Source organism: Pseudoalteromonas sp. Z1A8 (genome assembly GCF_011378855.1).
Lineage (GTDB): Bacteria > Pseudomonadota > Gammaproteobacteria > Enterobacterales > Alteromonadaceae > Pseudoalteromonas.
In genome coordinates, this window is sequence record NZ_WTLB01000026.1 from 28,578 (window position 1) to 45,397 (window position 16,820).

At 37.5% G+C, this 16,820-nt stretch carries 17 protein-coding genes; 14 read left to right on the forward strand and 3 right to left on the reverse strand.

Annotated elements, in window-relative coordinates; translation table 11 throughout:
- The first annotated feature begins 62 nt into the window (after positions 1-62).
- The 11 genes from GQR55_RS11655 (at position 63) to GQR55_RS11705 (ending at position 9,561) form a co-directional block, all read left to right on the forward strand.
- On the forward strand, positions 63-1,586 hold the full coding sequence (locus GQR55_RS11655; RefSeq protein ID WP_166420730.1) for an FAD-dependent oxidoreductase: 1,524 nt from the start codon (positions 63-65) through the stop codon (positions 1,584-1,586).
- A gap of 40 nt (positions 1,587-1,626) precedes the next feature.
- Positions 1,627-4,323, forward strand: coding sequence for a nitrate reductase (locus GQR55_RS11660; protein ID WP_166420731.1), 2,697 nt, complete (start codon positions 1,627-1,629; stop codon positions 4,321-4,323).
- Between the two features lie 16 nt (positions 4,324-4,339).
- Positions 4,340-5,311, forward strand: coding sequence for a GTP 3',8-cyclase MoaA (gene moaA, locus GQR55_RS11665; RefSeq protein ID WP_166420732.1), 972 nt, complete (start codon positions 4,340-4,342; stop codon positions 5,309-5,311).
- A 1-nt stretch (position 5,312) separates the two neighbouring features.
- A complete protein-coding gene (locus GQR55_RS11670; protein WP_166420733.1) occupies positions 5,313-5,993 on the forward strand; it encodes a molybdenum cofactor guanylyltransferase in 681 nt (226 codons plus the stop codon).
- On the forward strand, positions 5,990-6,529 hold the full coding sequence (gene moaB / locus GQR55_RS11675) for a molybdenum cofactor biosynthesis protein B (protein ID WP_166420734.1): 540 nt from the start codon (positions 5,990-5,992) through the stop codon (positions 6,527-6,529). The genes GQR55_RS11670 and moaB overlap by 4 nt, the downstream gene beginning before the upstream one ends.
- Position 6,530: 1 nt before the next feature.
- On the forward strand, positions 6,531-7,001 hold the full coding sequence (gene moaC, locus GQR55_RS11680) for a cyclic pyranopterin monophosphate synthase MoaC (RefSeq protein WP_166420758.1): 471 nt from the start codon (positions 6,531-6,533) through the stop codon (positions 6,999-7,001).
- Positions 6,979-7,278 (forward strand): MoaD/ThiS family protein, encoded by a 300-nt coding sequence (locus tag GQR55_RS11685; RefSeq protein WP_166420735.1) that lies wholly within the window; start codon positions 6,979-6,981, stop codon positions 7,276-7,278. Before moaC ends, GQR55_RS11685 begins: the two co-directional genes overlap by 23 nt.
- The gene (gene moaE, locus GQR55_RS11690; protein WP_166420736.1) at positions 7,278-7,736 is read left to right on the forward strand and encodes a molybdopterin synthase catalytic subunit MoaE; all 459 of its coding nucleotides are present in this window, start codon (positions 7,278-7,280) and stop codon (positions 7,734-7,736) included. The genes GQR55_RS11685 and moaE overlap by 1 nt, the downstream gene beginning before the upstream one ends.
- Positions 7,737-7,761: 25 nt before the next feature.
- A complete protein-coding gene (locus GQR55_RS11695) occupies positions 7,762-8,130 on the forward strand; it encodes a hypothetical protein (protein WP_166420737.1) in 369 nt (122 codons plus the stop codon).
- Between the two features lie 28 nt (positions 8,131-8,158).
- On the forward strand, positions 8,159-8,845 hold the full coding sequence (locus GQR55_RS11700) for a hypothetical protein (protein WP_166420738.1): 687 nt from the start codon (positions 8,159-8,161) through the stop codon (positions 8,843-8,845).
- 71 nt (positions 8,846-8,916) lie between these two features.
- A complete protein-coding gene (locus tag GQR55_RS11705; protein WP_166420739.1) occupies positions 8,917-9,561 on the forward strand; it encodes an MOSC domain-containing protein in 645 nt (214 codons plus the stop codon).
- A gap of 16 nt (positions 9,562-9,577) precedes the next feature.
- On the opposite strand, the gene GQR55_RS11710 is transcribed toward GQR55_RS11705, so the two are convergent.
- Positions 9,578-10,483 (reverse strand): LysR family transcriptional regulator, encoded by a 906-nt coding sequence (locus GQR55_RS11710; protein WP_166420740.1) that lies wholly within the window; start codon positions 10,481-10,483, stop codon positions 9,578-9,580.
- A gap of 392 nt (positions 10,484-10,875) precedes the next feature.
- Here GQR55_RS11710 and GQR55_RS11715 point away from each other — a divergent pair, with 392 nt between their 5' ends.
- The 3 genes from GQR55_RS11715 to GQR55_RS11725 all read left to right on the forward strand — a co-directional run bounded on the left by GQR55_RS11715 (position 10,876) and on the right by GQR55_RS11725 (position 13,566).
- On the forward strand, positions 10,876-11,313 hold the full coding sequence (locus GQR55_RS11715; RefSeq protein ID WP_206012081.1) for a PACE efflux transporter: 438 nt from the start codon (positions 10,876-10,878) through the stop codon (positions 11,311-11,313).
- Positions 11,314-11,665: 352 nt separating this feature from the next.
- On the forward strand, positions 11,666-13,120 hold the full coding sequence (locus tag GQR55_RS11720) for a HAMP domain-containing sensor histidine kinase (protein WP_166420741.1): 1,455 nt from the start codon (positions 11,666-11,668) through the stop codon (positions 13,118-13,120).
- Complete coding sequence (locus GQR55_RS11725) at positions 13,117-13,566, forward strand: response regulator (RefSeq protein WP_166420742.1); 450 nt, start codon at positions 13,117-13,119, stop codon at positions 13,564-13,566. The genes GQR55_RS11720 and GQR55_RS11725 overlap by 4 nt, the downstream gene beginning before the upstream one ends.
- A 76-nt stretch (positions 13,567-13,642) precedes the next feature.
- Here the strand turns inward: GQR55_RS11725 and GQR55_RS11730 are convergent, their stop codons facing one another.
- A complete protein-coding gene (locus GQR55_RS11730) occupies positions 13,643-15,358 on the reverse strand; it encodes a GGDEF domain-containing response regulator (RefSeq protein ID WP_166420743.1) in 1,716 nt (571 codons plus the stop codon).
- Between the two features lie 58 nt (positions 15,359-15,416).
- Positions 15,417-16,610 (reverse strand): HAMP domain-containing sensor histidine kinase, encoded by a 1,194-nt coding sequence (locus GQR55_RS11735; RefSeq protein WP_166420744.1) that lies wholly within the window; start codon positions 16,608-16,610, stop codon positions 15,417-15,419.
- Between the last annotated feature and the right edge of the window lie 210 nt (positions 16,611-16,820).

The window sequence follows — 16,820 nt, forward strand, 5'->3', positions numbered from 1 at the left end:
AAATTATACGTTTGAAGCATTAATCAACGCAATGATAGCTTCAAACAAAATAGGTGATTTTAATGCTAAGCAAGCAGCGTGTTGTAGTGGTAGGAAACGGAATGGTGGGGCATCATTTTGTGCAGCAGCTGGTTTCTCAAAATCAAGCTGATGAGCAATTTGAGATTACGGTACTGAGCGGTGAAGACCGCCTAGCGTATGACCGAGTACAACTATCGTCTTTTTTTAAAGGTAAAACCGCAGACGACCTCGCACTTACATGCAATAAAACCTATGACGATTGGCAAGTACGCTTTCATACTCACTCTAAAGTGGTTGATATAAATCGTGATGCGCAAACAGTAACAACCGCTAAAGGAGAATTGTTTGAATATGACAAGCTGGTGCTTGCTACCGGTTCATTTCCATTTGTACCTCCTATACTGGGTAAAGATCGTGAACATTGCCTTGTTTATCGCACCATTAACGATTTACACGCAATAAAAAACTCAGCCCACGGCAGCAAAGTAGGCGTGGTAATTGGTGGCGGTTTATTGGGGCTTGAGGCTGCAAACGCATTAAAGCAACTGGGTTTACAAACTCACGTAATAGAATTTGCACCGCAACTTATGGGCGTACAAGTTGATGCGGGGGGCGGTCGGCTACTAAAAAACAAAATTACCGATTTGGGCGTTACTGTACATACATCAGTAGCAACCGAGGAAATTGTAGAAGGTGAGAGCTGCCGTTACAAAATGCGTTTTAAAGGCGGCAAAACCCTTGAAACCGACATGATTGTATTTTCTGCAGGTATTCGCCCTTATGATAATTTAGCCCGCGAGTTTAATTTAGAGTTAGGCGAGCGCGGCGGTATTGTAATTAATAACCACTGCCAAACGAGCGATAAAAACATATACGCTATTGGTGAATGCGCACTGTGGAATAACTTTATTTTTGGCTTAGTGGCACCCGGTTATGCCATGGCTAAAATTGCAGTTGGGCATATTTTACAAGATGTCCAAAAAAGTACGCAGCAAGCCATTTCTTCAAATAACAAAGCCGATGAATTTAGCGGTGCCGATATGAGCACTAAGCTTAAATTAATGGGTGTTGAAGTAGGCTCTATTGGCGATGCACATGCACGCAGCGAAGGCGCAATAAGCTATTATTTTGAAGACCAAGCCAATGGTATTTATAAAAAAGTAGTCACTAATTCACAAAGCAATAAGCTGATTGGCGCAGTACTTGTTGGCGATACCAGCGATTACGACAATTTGCTGCAATATCACTTAAACGACATTGAACTTACCACTGCGCCGGAAGCACTCATTATGCCTCTTGCAGGCGACATAGCAGAGCTAAGCGCCGACGACTTACCTGATGACGCCATTATTTGCGCTTGTCATAAAGTAACTAAACACACCATTGAACAATCAGTCGCTAAAGGTTGCATAGATCTGGCAAGTGTGCAGCAAAACACCAAAGCCAGTACAGGCTGTGGTGGTTGTGAAAAACTCGTTCAAAACGTAATAAGCAGCGCACTCGCTAAAGCAAGTAACACTATTAACGTAGTTACGCTTAATGAGCCTATAAAACAGCCCGCATAAATTAAAGCACACTAATTAAAGCACATTAAAAGAGAGCAGTATGGCAACCGCAAATACGTCACCAACTATAAATAAAACGAGTTTAAAACAAACAACATGTGCTTACTGTGGTGTAGGGTGTGGTGTTGATATTTCACTTTTTAATAATGTGCCAACCAAACTTGAAGGCATGCGAGAGCACCCCGCAAACTTTGGTCGTTTATGTGTAAAAGGCACGCATTTGCTCGACACAACAGGCAGTGATAATCGCTTAACGTCGCCCCTTATTAATAACCAAGCAGCCACGTGGGATGAAGCAACCGACCATGTTGCCAATAAATTTAACGACATAATACAAAAGCACGGACCCGATGCGGTGGCTTTTTATGTGTCTGGGCAGTTACTTACCGAAGATTACTACATCGCTAATAAATTAATGAAAGGCTACATAGGCTCAGGCAATATTGATACAAATTCGCGCCTGTGTATGTCATCTGCTGTGGCAGGTTACAAACGCGCTTTTGGTGAAGACGTAGTGCCGTGTACCTACGAGGATTTAGAGCAAACTGAGCTGCTTATTTTAATTGGCTCTAATGCAGCATGGACGCATCCGGTTTTGTACCAACGAATGGAGCGTGCAAAGCAGCTTAATCCAAATATGAAAGTAGTGGTTATTGATCCGCGTAAAACCGACACCGCTGAGCTTGCCGACACATTTTTAAATATAAAACCAGGCAGTGACGCCGCGCTTTATAACGGTTTGCTTAATTATTTAAATGAGCATAACTACCTCGATACGCAATTTATTGCTCAGCACACAAACGGCTTTGAAAGCGCACTGCAAGAGGCAATAAAATGGAGCTGTGAGGCGGTTAGCGACTTTTGCGATATAGCAATTGAGCAAGTAATTGAGTTTTACGCGCTATTTGCTAACAGCCCAAGTGCGATTAGCTTTTATTCAATGGGGATAAACCAATCAAGCTCAGGTGTAGATAAATGCAACGCCATTATTAATGCACATTTAGCCTCTGGTAAATTACTTAAACCAGGTAGCGGTCCGTTTTCGATTACGGGGCAGCCCAATGCGATGGGCGGGCGCGAAGTAGGTGGCTTGGCTAATCAGTTAGCAGCGCATTTAGATATTGAAAACGAAGCGCATCAATCACTTGTGCAACGCTTTTGGTTATCGCCAACTATCGCTAAAAAAGCAGGCAGTAATGCCATCGATATGTTTGATGAAATAGCTGCAGGTAAAATAAAAGCCGTATGGATAATGGCAACAAACCCAATGGTGAGCTTGCCTAATAACGCGGCTATTAAAAAAGCATTAGAGACTTGCGAACTGGTGGTTGTATCTGACTGTATTGCAAAAAGTGATACGTTAAAATTTGCCGATGTAGCTTTTCCATCAACCGGATGGGGCGAAAAAAACGGCACAGTAACTAACTCAGAGCGCAGAATATCAAGGCAGCGCCCGTTAGTAGTGCCTTATTCAGGAGCTAAAAACGATTGGCAAATTATGTGCAGTGTTGCTAAAAAAATGGGCTTTGAAGGTTTTGATTTTACAGACCCAAGTGGCATTTTTGAAGAATGGGCACAATTAACCGACTTTGAAAATAACGGCAGCCGATTATTAAATCTTTCTGGTTTAGTTGGGCTCACACAAAATCAGTATGATAATTTAAAACCCATTATGTGGCCTGTTGTTAAAAATCAGCCTTATAAAAATGGTCAGGTTTTTACAAATAACCAATTTAGCACCGCTGATAAAAAAGCACGCTTTATAGCCATAACGCCGCAATTACCGGTGCAAAAAACATCAAGTGATTACCCGTTTGTAATGAACTCGGGTCGTATACGCGACCAATGGCATACCATGAGCCGCACGGGAAAAAGCACTGCGCTTTCATCGCATATTACACGCCCGTACATAGAAATTAATCCGCTTGATGCCAGTAAATTAGCAATTAAACAAAACGATTTAATAAGTGCAATTGCCCAAACTGGGCAGGTTACCGCGCATGCAAAAGTAACCGATGCCGTGCGAAAAGGTGAATGCTTTATGCCTATTCATTGGAATAAGCAATTTGCGTCATCAGCAACAGTAAGTGGGTTGTATCAATCGGTAGTTGATCCGATATCTGGTCAGGCTGAGTGTAAACACGGCGCTGTTAATATAGTTAAAGCACCCTTTGTGCAATATATGCAGCTGTTTGCTAAAAACGAACTTGTTATAAACAGTGATTTTTGGCTCAAAGTTAATGCAAGCAATTGCTTTAATTACCAATTGGCGCTTAATGAGCCACAAAGTGATTTACTGTATTACTGCCAAACCTTAACTGGTTTACAAGGGCAGTGGTCGGCTATGAATACGGCAAAAGCCATGCACGTGCAATGTATTCAAAACGATCAACTAGCGTTTGTTGGTGTTATTTCTAACGAGCAAAAAGAAATATCACTTGAGTGGATAAATCATCTATTTGCAGAGCCGTTACTGACTTTTACCCAATTACAGTCACTACTTTATGCAACTCCCGATGAAGAATTTACCCAAGGTGCACAAGTGTGTAGCTGCTTTAAAGTAAGAGAGCAGCCAATTATAAACGCCATTAAAAACGGTGCAAACACAGTCGAGCAATTGGGGTCTGAACTTAAATGTGGAACGAATTGTGGTTCGTGTAAAACACAATTAAGCCAATTAATAAAACAACATTACAAAGCAGGTTCTAGCAGCATTGACGTTGCGGTTGTAATGTAAAGAAAAAAGGAAGCATATGCTTAATGATCAATTTGGTCGGCAGTTTAACTATTTGCGCCTCTCAATAACCGATGTATGTAATTTTAGTTGTAGTTATTGTTTACCAAACGGGTATCAGTGCGATACGCCGCGTAATTTTTTAAATAAAAACGAAATTAGCACGCTGGTAAATGCGTTTGCAGAGCTAGGTACTAAAAAAGTGCGCATTACAGGTGGCGAACCATGCTTACGAAAAGACGTAACCGATATTATAAAGCTCTGTAAAAATACGCCAGGCATAGAAAAAGTAGCTATTACTACCAACGGGTTTAATTTATTAAATAAAATTGATGAATTTGCAGAAGCAGGGCTTGATGCGCTTAATGTCAGCATTGATAGTTTAAATCCGAGTATGTTTAAACTCATAACAGGGCACGACAAACTTACCCTTATTTTAAAAGGGATTGAGCGCGCGGTAGAGCTGGGCATAAAAGACATAAAAATAAATGCAGTGCTTGCCAAGCAGTTTAATAAAAACCAATTGAAGGATTTTTTAGCGTGGGTAAAACACCACAAAATTACGGTTCGCTTTATAGAATTAATGGAAACAGGTGACGGCGCAACCTTTTTTGAAGAAAACCACTTAAGTGGGCAAACGGTTAAAGCCCAATTACTCGACCAAGGCTGGTTACAAGTCGTTAGGGGGAAACTAAACGGACCCGCTGAGGAATTTTGTCATCCTGATTACGATGGTCGTATTGGTTTAATAATGCCGTACAGTAAAGATTTTTGTAAAAGCTGTAATCGCTTAAGAGTGTCGGCGCTGGGTAAATTACACTTATGCTTGTTTGCCGAACAAGGTATAGATTTACGCGAACTACTAAACGAGGACGATACTGCAGCGACCGTAAAAGCAATTCAAGCTGCTATGGGCAATAAAGAAATAAGCCATGAGCTAGATAAACGCTTAACAGGTGCGACAACTCACTTAGCTATGTTAGGTGGCTAATGTGGAAGCAAAAGTTGCGCGAGATTTTACAGGTGTTGTGCTGGCTGGTGGTAAGTCATCAAGAATGGGCACAGACAAAGCCGATTTAGTTTTAAAAAATAAAACGCTATTGCAAAATGCGTGTGATTTATTAAAAGACGCAGGTGCTAAAAATATACTAATAAGCCGTAATGTTACAAATTCAGCCAAGTCATCTAGCCATTATTCACCGAGCGATTATCCCTCAGAAAAGTACGTTAAAGATATATACCCAAATAGCGGCCCCCTTGGCGGAATTTACTCCACATTAATAGCCACCGAGCACGACTTACTTATTACTGCGGTAGATATGCCACTACTTACTAGCAGTTTACTAAGCACAATAGTGCTGGCTTCTCAGACAAATAACGTACAAAGTGTGAGCAATCAATTAAATCAGTCACAAATACATGCTTGGCACTTTGAAAATGAACCACTACCGCTGTATATTCGTAATACAAGCAGTGTAAAAAATCATTTAAAACACATACTCACAAACGCAAACAGTCATAAATCAATAAAACAGTTTACCCAAAGCATTGGTGTGCAAACGCTTTTATGTAATAAAGCGCATGCATTAATAAACACCAATACACCGGCGCAATTTAAAGCTGTAAATGAGCATTTTGACCAAAGCATTAACCAATTGAGAAGAACATTATGAGCCACACAAGCGATACACAAATACCTTTAAACATTGCGGTACTTACCGTAAGCGACACGCGCGATGCGATTACCGATACTTCTGGTCATTACTTAATTAAAGTGCTCACTGAGTCGGGTCATCACTTAGCCGATAAAGAAATTGTAAAAGATGACGTTTACCAAATGCGCGCTATTGCATCGCAGTGGATAGCAGATGACACCATTCACGCTATTTTAGTAACTGGCGGTACAGGTTTTACTGAACGTGATTCAACACCTGAAGCATTTGCACCGCTGTTTGATAAAAGCGTAGATGGCTTTGGTGAGCTATTTAGACATATATCGTACGGCGAAATTGGTAACTCAACTATTCAATCGCGTGCATTGGCAGGGCTTGCTAACAATACGGTTATTTTTTGTATGCCAGGCTCTACTGGCGCATGTAAAACAGCGTGGACAGGCATTATAAAAGATCAACTTAATTCAATGCATAAACCGTGTAACTTTGTACCGCACATTACCATTGGTAAAAAGTGTGAATCGCGTGAGCAATAGTATGTTGAGCCACGTAGACGAAAACGGCCAAGCGAATATGGTTGATGTATCGCTCAAAGACGTTACCCTGCGTGATGCATCAGCTGAAGCCTTTATTAGCATGAGTAAGCTTGCTTTTGAACAAGTGATGCTTAATCAAAATAAAAAAGGCGATGTGTTAGGCGTTGCACGTATTGCAGGTATTCAAGGCGCTAAAAAGTGCGCCGATTTAATTCCGCTTTGCCATCCGCTTGCACTGAGTAAAGTAGCAGTCGATTTTGAACTTGATGAAGCTAACAGCCAAATTAAAATAACCAGCTACTGCAAACTTGCCGGTAAAACTGGGGTTGAAATGGAAGCACTAACGGCGGTCTCTGTTGCTGCACTTGCTCTGTTTGATATGTGTAAAGCAGCCGATCCACTAATGGAAATTAGTGGCATGCGGGTTACTCAAAAAGCTGGGGGCAAAAATGGCAGTTGGCAGCGCGATTAATCCAAACGATGTTTTACCTAGCGCCGGAAAAGTAGAGTTATTGTTTTTTGGGCAACTAAAAGAGCGCTTAAAGTGCAGTAAATTAAGTCTTGAGATTAGCCAACCACTTAGTATTTCAGAACTTAAATTAAAATTAGTGAGTCAATACCCACATTGGCAACCGTGGCTGGAAGAGCGAGAGCTACTTGCTGCGCTTAACCAAACTATGTCATCAAGTGATGAAATAGTAAAAGTGGGGGATGAGCTTGCCTTTTTTCCGCCAGTTACAGGTGGCTAATGAGCATACATATTCAAGTACAAACCGATGATTTTAATGTAGGTGACGAGCACAATACGCTTTGTAGTAATAACAAAAGCGATGGCGCTGTTGTCACCTTTACAGGTTTGGTAAGAGAGTTCAGCAGTGGCGATAACGTTACTGCACTTGAGCTTGAGCACTACCCTGGTATGACCGAGCAACTTCTTCAATCTATTGCAGAGCAAGCACAAACTCGCTGGCAACTGGCGAGAATATGCATTATTCATCGCGTTGGTTACTTAGCACTTGGCGAGCAAATTGTATTTGTAGGCGTGACCAGCCGCCATCGACAAGCCGGGTTCGAAGGCGCACAATTTATAATGGATTATTTAAAAAACCACGCCACGTTTTGGAAAAAAGAGCACTTTAAAGACTCATCAAACTGGGTTGAGTTTAAACAAAGTGACAAACAAGCGCTGGGCAAATGGGAAAAGTAGCCATAAATGTAATGTGTGAATAAAGATGCGTTCAAAATTTATCTCAAAAAGAGAGTCATTAGAGTCCGCTGCACTTTGGGTAGCGGCTCTATTAATTTTAGCTATTATGTTAGAGCTCATAACAGGCTGGTCGATAGGTGGAAAAAGCACTGCTGGTCACTCTATAAATATTGAGCCTGAACAGTTTTGGTTTGAAATAAAATTGCACTGCAGCTTAGTATTATGGTTTATTTTTAGATCTTTTTTTACTTTTCCATTTTTTAGGGCGCAGTACAATAGCTTGCTTAGCTTCAGAGAAAAATACAAAATCATATCAAATATTCTTTTTTATATACTTACTCCCATTTTTGTAGTGTTTCTAATTTTAACTTTATTATATATTAGCGACTTATAAAAATTGTTCAGTTTGTCATCAAGGATGAATGATGAAAATTTACACTCTCTTACTATTAGCTATTTTTTTACAACCGTTCTGTATTTACTTTGCTTTGTATGCCAAAGCAAAATATTCATCAGAAAATAAGCCAATTAATCAACTTGCGTTAGGTGTTACGCCAAGTCTTGCATATCTATCCGCAGAAGGTTTCTGGAATGCATTCGTTTTACTGTTTATTGTTACTGTAGTGTCACTTGTTTTATCGTTGTTGCTAAATTTTAGGTATGTAATAGCTAGAAAAATAAATACTAGCGCTATCCTAACGTCAATAGTTTCATTTCTTTTGATAGCAGGTTTTTTCGACTGGTTAGTTGGTCACTTTATAGTTGAAAACGGGTATGAAAAATTTTGGCCTTCACTTTATTTTCTGGGGTTGATTTTTAGTGCTTTAATTATAAAGGTCATTGAAAGAAAACGAAAAATAAAAGATGGATTGAGTAATATGCTCGTGCTGGCTTTGTGCGTTGCTGCGTCATTTATTCCTGCATTTGGGGATGCATTTATTTTATGTACACTTATTAATATATTTCTACTTATTCCTATAGGTGGCGCTATTGTAAGCAGTGACGTAGATAATACCTCAGCGGGTGGCATCGCCTTTTTTTATGGCTATGTATTTATTATGAGCTTACCTGTTAGTGTGCTGCTGTATTTAGTGTTGAGCTCTTCCTAATCGCTATAAAACGGAAGGTTTAGGTAGTAATATATTTTTAGGCTATTTAAAGTATTCATTAAAGGTTTTATATGAAAATCATCTCGACTAATATCTCTAAAATTAAAACTCTTATTCATAATGGTAAAGAGGTGAAAACGGGAATATTCAAAACCCCAACTAACGAACCTGTAGCGATTGAAAAGCTAAACATTATAGGTGACGAGCAAGCTGATTTAGTTAACCACGGCGGGGCGGATAAAGCAGTATATGCGTTTTCGCACAATCATTATGAGTATTGGCAGAAGACTCTTGAAAACGAAAATTTAAGTAGTGGCATATTTGGTGAAAACTTCACGATTACAGACCTTGATGAAGCGAATATACATATAGGCGATCATATTCGCATTGGTACTGCACTGCTTGAAGTAAGTCAGCCTCGTGTGCCGTGCTTTAAATTGGCTATTGCACTTAATAATAAACAAAGCCTAAAACTGTTTACTCAGTATTACCACACCGGTGTTTACTTTAGAGTGCTTGAACAAGGCATTGCTAAAACCGGTGATGCGGTGACTATTGAGAAAAAAGCAACGCATAACATTTCAGTAAAAATGTTGTTCCAGGCGTTTTTTGATAAACAATACCCAGGTTATGAAAGCGTATTACTAGCAGCACTTGAACTACCCGAGCTTGCGCTTGAGTGGCAAACTAAGATTAAAAAGAAGCTCGCAATATAACGCCGTGTGAGTGCTGTTAAACTTTAGCTTTCCAATTACCTTCTTTTAAAAAATGTTGCTGTAAAAGGGTCAGTAAACTTTCAGTAACTGGGCCTGTAGGTTTACTTCTTGATACCACACAGCCTAAAGGCGTTAGCCAACCACCTTGCTCATGTACTACAGGAAGAGCAACAAGGTCACCTTGTTTAAGTTGTTGTTTTATTGCCAACTCAGGCACTAACGCCCAGCCCACATTTTGTGTTACCAAATCTATAAGTGTTTGATGAGTATTGGCGTACCAAACCTTAGCGCTTATAGCATAGCTAAACCATAACTCTGATTGATTAAGGCTACGGTGAGCACATTGCCTATGTGCTTTTAAGTCACTGCTATTTACTTTATTAAGTTTAGCAAGCGCATGTTGCGGTGACGCAATCGTTAAAAATCGAGCTTGGCCTAGCAAAAAAAAGTCCATATCTATCTTTAATTCACCATCACTATATATGATGCCTATTTGCGCTTTACCTGTTTTTATAAGTTCTTCTACATCAAACGTAGTAGCTGATATTAGCTCAAAGTTTGTAATAGGGTACTGCTGTGCAAGTGGGGCTATTATTTTTAAAATTCCGTGATTACTTATACTCTCGTCAATCGCAATTACTACGTCTTGCTCGTTGTTTTTAGCAAGAGACTCAACTTTTTGATCGAAATAAGTTTGTTGCTGCAGTATTGAATAAGCCACCGGTAGCAAGGTTTTTCCACTTTTTGTTAAAGTGGGAGTGTTTTTATTGCGGTCAAACAATGTTTGATCTATTGCGATTTCAAGATTAGAAATAGCTTGGCTAATACCCGACTGCGCACGCTTTAACTTTCGCGCTGTTGCTGAAAAAGAGCCGGTTTCTACTACGCTTACAAATATTTTTAGTTGCTCTAAGCTGTACATTTTATTCTACTTTATCTAGGGCGTGTTGATCTTTGTGGATTGAAATTTGTTCAATCTAGGGGCGATTAAATCACGGCGCGAGGTTTGTAACCTAGTGGGCTAAGTAAAAGCCGAGCAACAAAGAGTTAATCGCCCCTAGAAAGAACCCAAAGGGCAGCGCATGTTTGGTCTTTATGCTGCGTTATCACCTATTTATGGGGAATAACCACACTATATAGGCTCTGCCTTGCCTAAAAACCAAACATACTGCTGCAAATTCACCCACCAATGATCAACACGTCCTAGAACTATATATTCATCTTATCACTATAGGTGATAGTTGCTAACTTTTGTAACTAAATAAATCTGTCATTATCACTACACTTAAATATTAATAGATAAAAGAGGACATTATGACAGAGAAAATGGGGGCAACAGAGCGAGTATTTCAGGCTGTTTTGTTTGAGATTTTAGCCGTGTCGTTATCAATTTTAGGTTTAGCACTATTTACAGATCATGCAATTGGGGCTTTATCGGGCACTATGATAATTGTTGCGACAATTGCTATGTGTTGGAACTTTATTTTCAATTGGTGTTTTGACAAAGTAGCTACCGGTGCAAAAGAGCAACGTTCTGTATTATTTCGTATTTTTCACGTGCTTTTATTTCAAGGCGGGTTACTTGTTTTTACTATTCCCGTGATGGCAATCATTTTAAAAGTAGGCTTATGGGAAGCATTAATAATGGATATTGGCGTAACTTTTTTTATAACCCTTTACGCTTTTACTTTTAACCTAGTGTACGACCACACACGAGCCTATATTTTTCATTCAAAAAATGCTGCATGTTAATACACTTTTTAAATATGGGATGACTTAACAAAATTTTGTATTTAGCTGCTGGTGTATTTGCCAATACACCAGCATTTTTAGAAGCATTTATACTACCTGCGTACGCTTTGTAGTGGCAAAAAAATAACAAAGAAGCTTTTATCAAAAATTGAGTAAAGCTAAATATGTACTGTTATTTAGCTTTGAATATTACAATTTTTAATGCTGTGATTAAATCCTCTAAATAAAATCAAAATTTATAGGCTACCTAGTAAAAAAAAATAAATCTGCTATACCTAAGGTTATGAATACTATATTTAATATAGTGTCATGCATAAAAATAATAATTAGTAGCTAAAAATAGGTGTCGCACATGAATATCTCCAGAAAGTTGATGCTTATTGTCATTTTAACTGCAGCAGAAGTAAGTATTACTATTTATTCAGCTTTTGAAATAGCAAAGGGGGCTAAGTTTCACCAACTTAATTTTCTTCACTTAAAATATGCTCAGCAACTTACCAAGTCAGTTAACAAAATAGAAAACGATATTCCCATAGATATAAACACTATCGAGTCAGATATATTGTTAATCAGGCAGCAACCGATTGAATGTATTAACGAAATAAACCCATTAAATCTTGCTATTATGAAAGCTATTAACACAGATCACATGCTAACAATCTGTCAAAACGATATTAAAATTGCAGATAAAGCTTTATTGTCAGTTGATCAATATAAAAAGGGTGAGTTGAGCAGAGATGATTTTTTACTAAACCTAAATGTGTCACTTAATGGCTTTAATAAAAGTTCAGAGCTGTTTGAAGAACCAATCAGAAAAACAGTATCGTTTATACTGATGACGCTAATACCCCTTGTTTTGATTATATCTTTTTTCAATATTATTTTTATAACGTATCTTTCTCGCACTATATCTAGCTCTATCCGAAATCTAACCCTGCTTTTATCTAGTAAACCCGAAAGCAATATTAATCTAGATGATGAACTTGAAATAAAAACGTCGGGTGAATTAAAAGCATTAGTGATAGCGGCGAGGCAGCGTATTAAAAATGATCTTTTAAATATTGAAAACAGCATTGAGCTCAAAGAAATTATAAACAGCCAAACGGCTTCTCTGCAGCAAGCAAATGATGAACTTGCTCAGTTTGCTTACCGGGCATCTCATGACCTGAAATCACCATTATCTGGGGCTAAGTCTCTGGCACATTTTGTTATTGAAGATATAAAAGCAGGAGATATTGAAGAGGCGAGTAAAAATGCGCTGGTTATTTATCAACAAATGGAAAAGTTAGAAACACTTGTTGTTGATATTTTACTGTTAGCGAAAGCTGAAATTGGTAATGAAGATAAAGATGTAATTGACTTTAATCAGTTAATTATTGATATGAAAGAACGACTGTCTTGGCTCATGAAAGATAATCCTTGTACGCTCGAAACAACAATTAATCTATCAGTACCTATAAGGTCGGAAAAAGCGCGTTTTGCTCAAATTATTGAAAATTTGATATCAAATGGACTTAAATATTACGACAGAGATAAAGATGCACCTTTTGTTCACTGTGATATTTTTAACGAACAGGAAAATTTTATTATTATTGTTACAGATAACGGGATTGGAATACCACAAAAGCATCAAAGTGAAGTGTTTGATATGTTCAAACGATTTCATGCAGACACAAGCACTGGCTCTGGTTTAGGGATGGCGCTGGTTAAAAAACATATTGAATATTTGAATGGTGAAATATCGCTGCAAAGTTCTGCTGAAGGTACAGCGTTTAAAATAATAATACCAATGGATAAGTTAACATGACAAAAATTAAACCCCCAATATTAATTGTCGATGACAATGAAGTTGATCGCTACATTCTTAAAAGACTAATAAAAGAAGCCGAACTAGAGCTTACAATTTTTGAAAAAAAAGATGGTCAAGAAGCATTAGAATTCCTCGAAAACTATGAAGCTAACAGAAAAGAATACCCTGATGGATTTCCTCCCATACTCATATTTTTAGATATTAATATGCCAAGAGTTAATGGGATCCAATTTTTAGAGGAATTTTCTAAACTAAGGAAGATGATAGAAATCAGCTCTTGTGTGGTTATGATGTTTAGCTCATCAGAAAGAGAAGAAGAAAAAAAGATAATAATGTCACACGATTTTGTTAAAGGTTACCTTGTAAAAGGCACCTTTCAAGCGGCAGATTTGAAAGAGAAAATATTGGCTGTCATCGGTCAGCATTTAAACGAAAACAGCTGATTTTTATGAGCTTTAAAAATTCTAAAGTTCATTTTTAAAGCTCCACTATATAGCTGATATATTACCGTTTCATATACTAACTTATTTGTTTTGTGTAGGTATTTAGTAACACATTAATTTCGTTTGCGGGTATAGGTTTTGAAAATAGAAAACCCTGCAGGTAGTCTATGTTTAGTTTTTTACATAGTTGATGCTGGGTTTGAGTTTCGACACCTTCTGCCACTACAGAAAAATCTAATTTTTTAAGCATTAAAGATAAGCTCTCGATTACTTTTAATCGCTTATTATTTTCGCCATCTAACGACTGCATGCTTTTGTCTAATTTCACTATATCTATAGGGTAGGATATTAGGTGCGATATAGATGAGTAGCCCATACCAAAGTCGTCCAAGGCAATCCTAAACCCTTTGTCAGATAAAGAAGTTAATATATCAATCACTTCTTTACTGTTTTCCATAAAAGCGGTCTCTGTTATTTCAAGAATAATGCTACTGGTTTTTAAATTGTATTTTTCGACTGTTTTTAATAAATATGTTTCTAAAGCCTCTTTTTGTAATTGTATAGGTGAAATGTTTATAGATAGGGTTAAGGGCGTTTCATAGCTTTGCTGCCACGCAGATAACTGCTCTAATGCAGTCGCAATTATCCATTTACCAAGGGGCTCTATTAAGCGACACTCTTCAGCAATAGGAATAAATTCATCAGGGGTGTAACTAACTTCTGTATTTGGCCAACGTATCAGTGCTTCAACCCCCGTCATCATTTGTGTTTTTGCACAGTAAACAGGTTGATAAAATAGCCTAAAGTTTTTTTCCTCTATATGCTCTTTTATACTATTTTGAATATCTACCCGACGACTAAATTCATATTGATATTGCTCTTTGTAAAAGCTTATTCTACTTTTACCACTTTGCTTTGAGCGATACATTGCAATATCAGCACATTTTAGCAGTTCATGAGATTCAGTAGCATCATTTGGGTATATGGCGCTTCCAATGCTAACACTGCAATTTAAAGTTCTACCTTCATGTAAAAAGGGCTTAGACACTTCAGCTAAAATTCTATTTGCTATCATACCTATTTGATTAATATTGCAAATTCCGCCTATTATAACTGCAAATTCATCGCCTCCTAATCGAGCAAAACCTTCGTTTTGTCTTAGGCAACTATTAATTCTGTGCACGGTTTGTATTAAAATTTCGTCGCCGACACTATGCCCAAGCGTATCATTTATATTTTTGAAGTTATCTAAATCTAAAGCAAGTAAAGCAACGCAGTTTTTAGCACGTTTATTATTGGCTATCATTACTTTTAGTATTTCTTCAAAATGATACCGGTTAGATAAACCCGTAAGCTGATCCCTCTCAGCCATATGCTTTACAGCAAGATAACTGTTGTGCATACGTTGTTCTGCTTCAAAACGTTTTTTGGCATATATAAGGGCTTTATTTAAACTGCTTCCTGTTATATCACCTTTAGGTAAAAAGTCTTGAGCGCCTGCTTCTATACACTCAATAGCTAAGGTTGAGTTTTCTGAGGAGCTAATCATAATAATTGCGGTATTACCGAGTTTAGGTTTTTTGCGCATTTCAATTAGCATTTCAATGCCATCTTCTTTGGGCATATTATAATCGAGTAAAATTATGTCAAAGTGGTTGTTTTCAATTGCTTCTAATCCTTCACAAACGCACGTTACTTCAGTTATATCATGATGGTGAGAGCCATCAGAAATAAGCATTTTTTTAATTAATTTGCGATCAACTAAGTCATCATCAACAATTAAGATATTCATACGTTCCTTATAAGAGCTGTATCTAGGTGATGCTCGTTTATAATTGATAATTCCATAGCTAAGCTTTAGGCCAAAAAATAGTAAATGTACTGCCAAGCTTTCCATCGGAGGCTACTTCAATTTTGCCCCCATAATTAATAATGAGCTTATTAGCAATACAGAGTCCAATGCCGCTCCCTTCAACGGCATCTCGAGATTGTAATGTCTGAAATAACTTAAATATGAGTAAAAAATATTTAGGGTCAATCCCTGGGCCATTATCTTTTATTTCAATAATGTAATAACGATCAGAGGGGATAAGTGAAATATCGATAACCGGGTGCTCTTTATTATTATGTTTTATTGCATTACTTATAAGGTGTTGAAAAACAGTTTTAAAAGGGAGTAGCGGTATATCGAGCAGTTTGTTGTTAGCATTTATATGTACAGTTACAGTGAGTGGAATTTCTAAAATTTGTTCTATATCTTGGTAAATACTTTCTAAAGATATGTTTGCACGAGTTGAATCGCAGCTATTTATTCTCGAGTAGTTTAGTAAATCCTCTAGCAGTGTTTGCATTCTATTCGCACGGCTGAGTACAAGCTGAAAGTTTTCTTGGTGCTCCTGCGTAAGTAAATCTTTGCAGTCGTCATAAACCCACTCTAATAAACGTTTAATTGCATTTAATGGTGACTTGAGATCGTGTGAAGCAATGCTGATAAATTCATCAAGTTCATCGCTCACTTTTTGTAATTTTTTAATTAGGCGATCTTTTTCAGTTTCGTCTTCTTTTTTTAGCTCACAAATTGTTGAGTGAAACTTAGCACTGTTTAATTTTTCTAATAATTCTTTTTGTTGGACTAACTGATTTACAAAGTTTTTTTGTAAACTATTTAAGATTAATTTTTCTTTTTCGGTAAGTAGTGAATTACTTGGTCGGTCAAATATAAACCACCCAAACTTAAGGTTTGAGGGAAAAACAATAGGTGACACCACTCTAAATATTTTAGGATCATGTTCGATAATCGATTCATTAAAAACGTCATCAGATAGTTGCTCTTTAGCGACTGCTATTTTTGAACCGGATTTATATAGCTCAACGGTACGTTCAGGGAGGTTAGCAACAATAGAAAATGCGGTGGCATCAAAAATAGTTAAAATTAGCTCAGCAAAGCTTTTTAAGCTTGTTTGAATGTCATTATCAAGAGAAGTCGTTAATTGCTGTTCATCAATTAATAATACATCTTCTAAATAACTCTCTACATTGGGCATTCAAACTCCTACAACAGTATTAAATAAATATGCCTCATTAAAATGAGATGCAACAAATGATTAACTTATTGTAGTTGATTATTTTGAATGTGTTGAATTATTCACTTTATAAATTAATGCCAAATTAAAGCCTTACCTTATTGTAGTCAGTAGCTTATGAATCTATTTTAAAATAAGGCGAAACTAAGTCTGGGCGTGAAATTTATAACT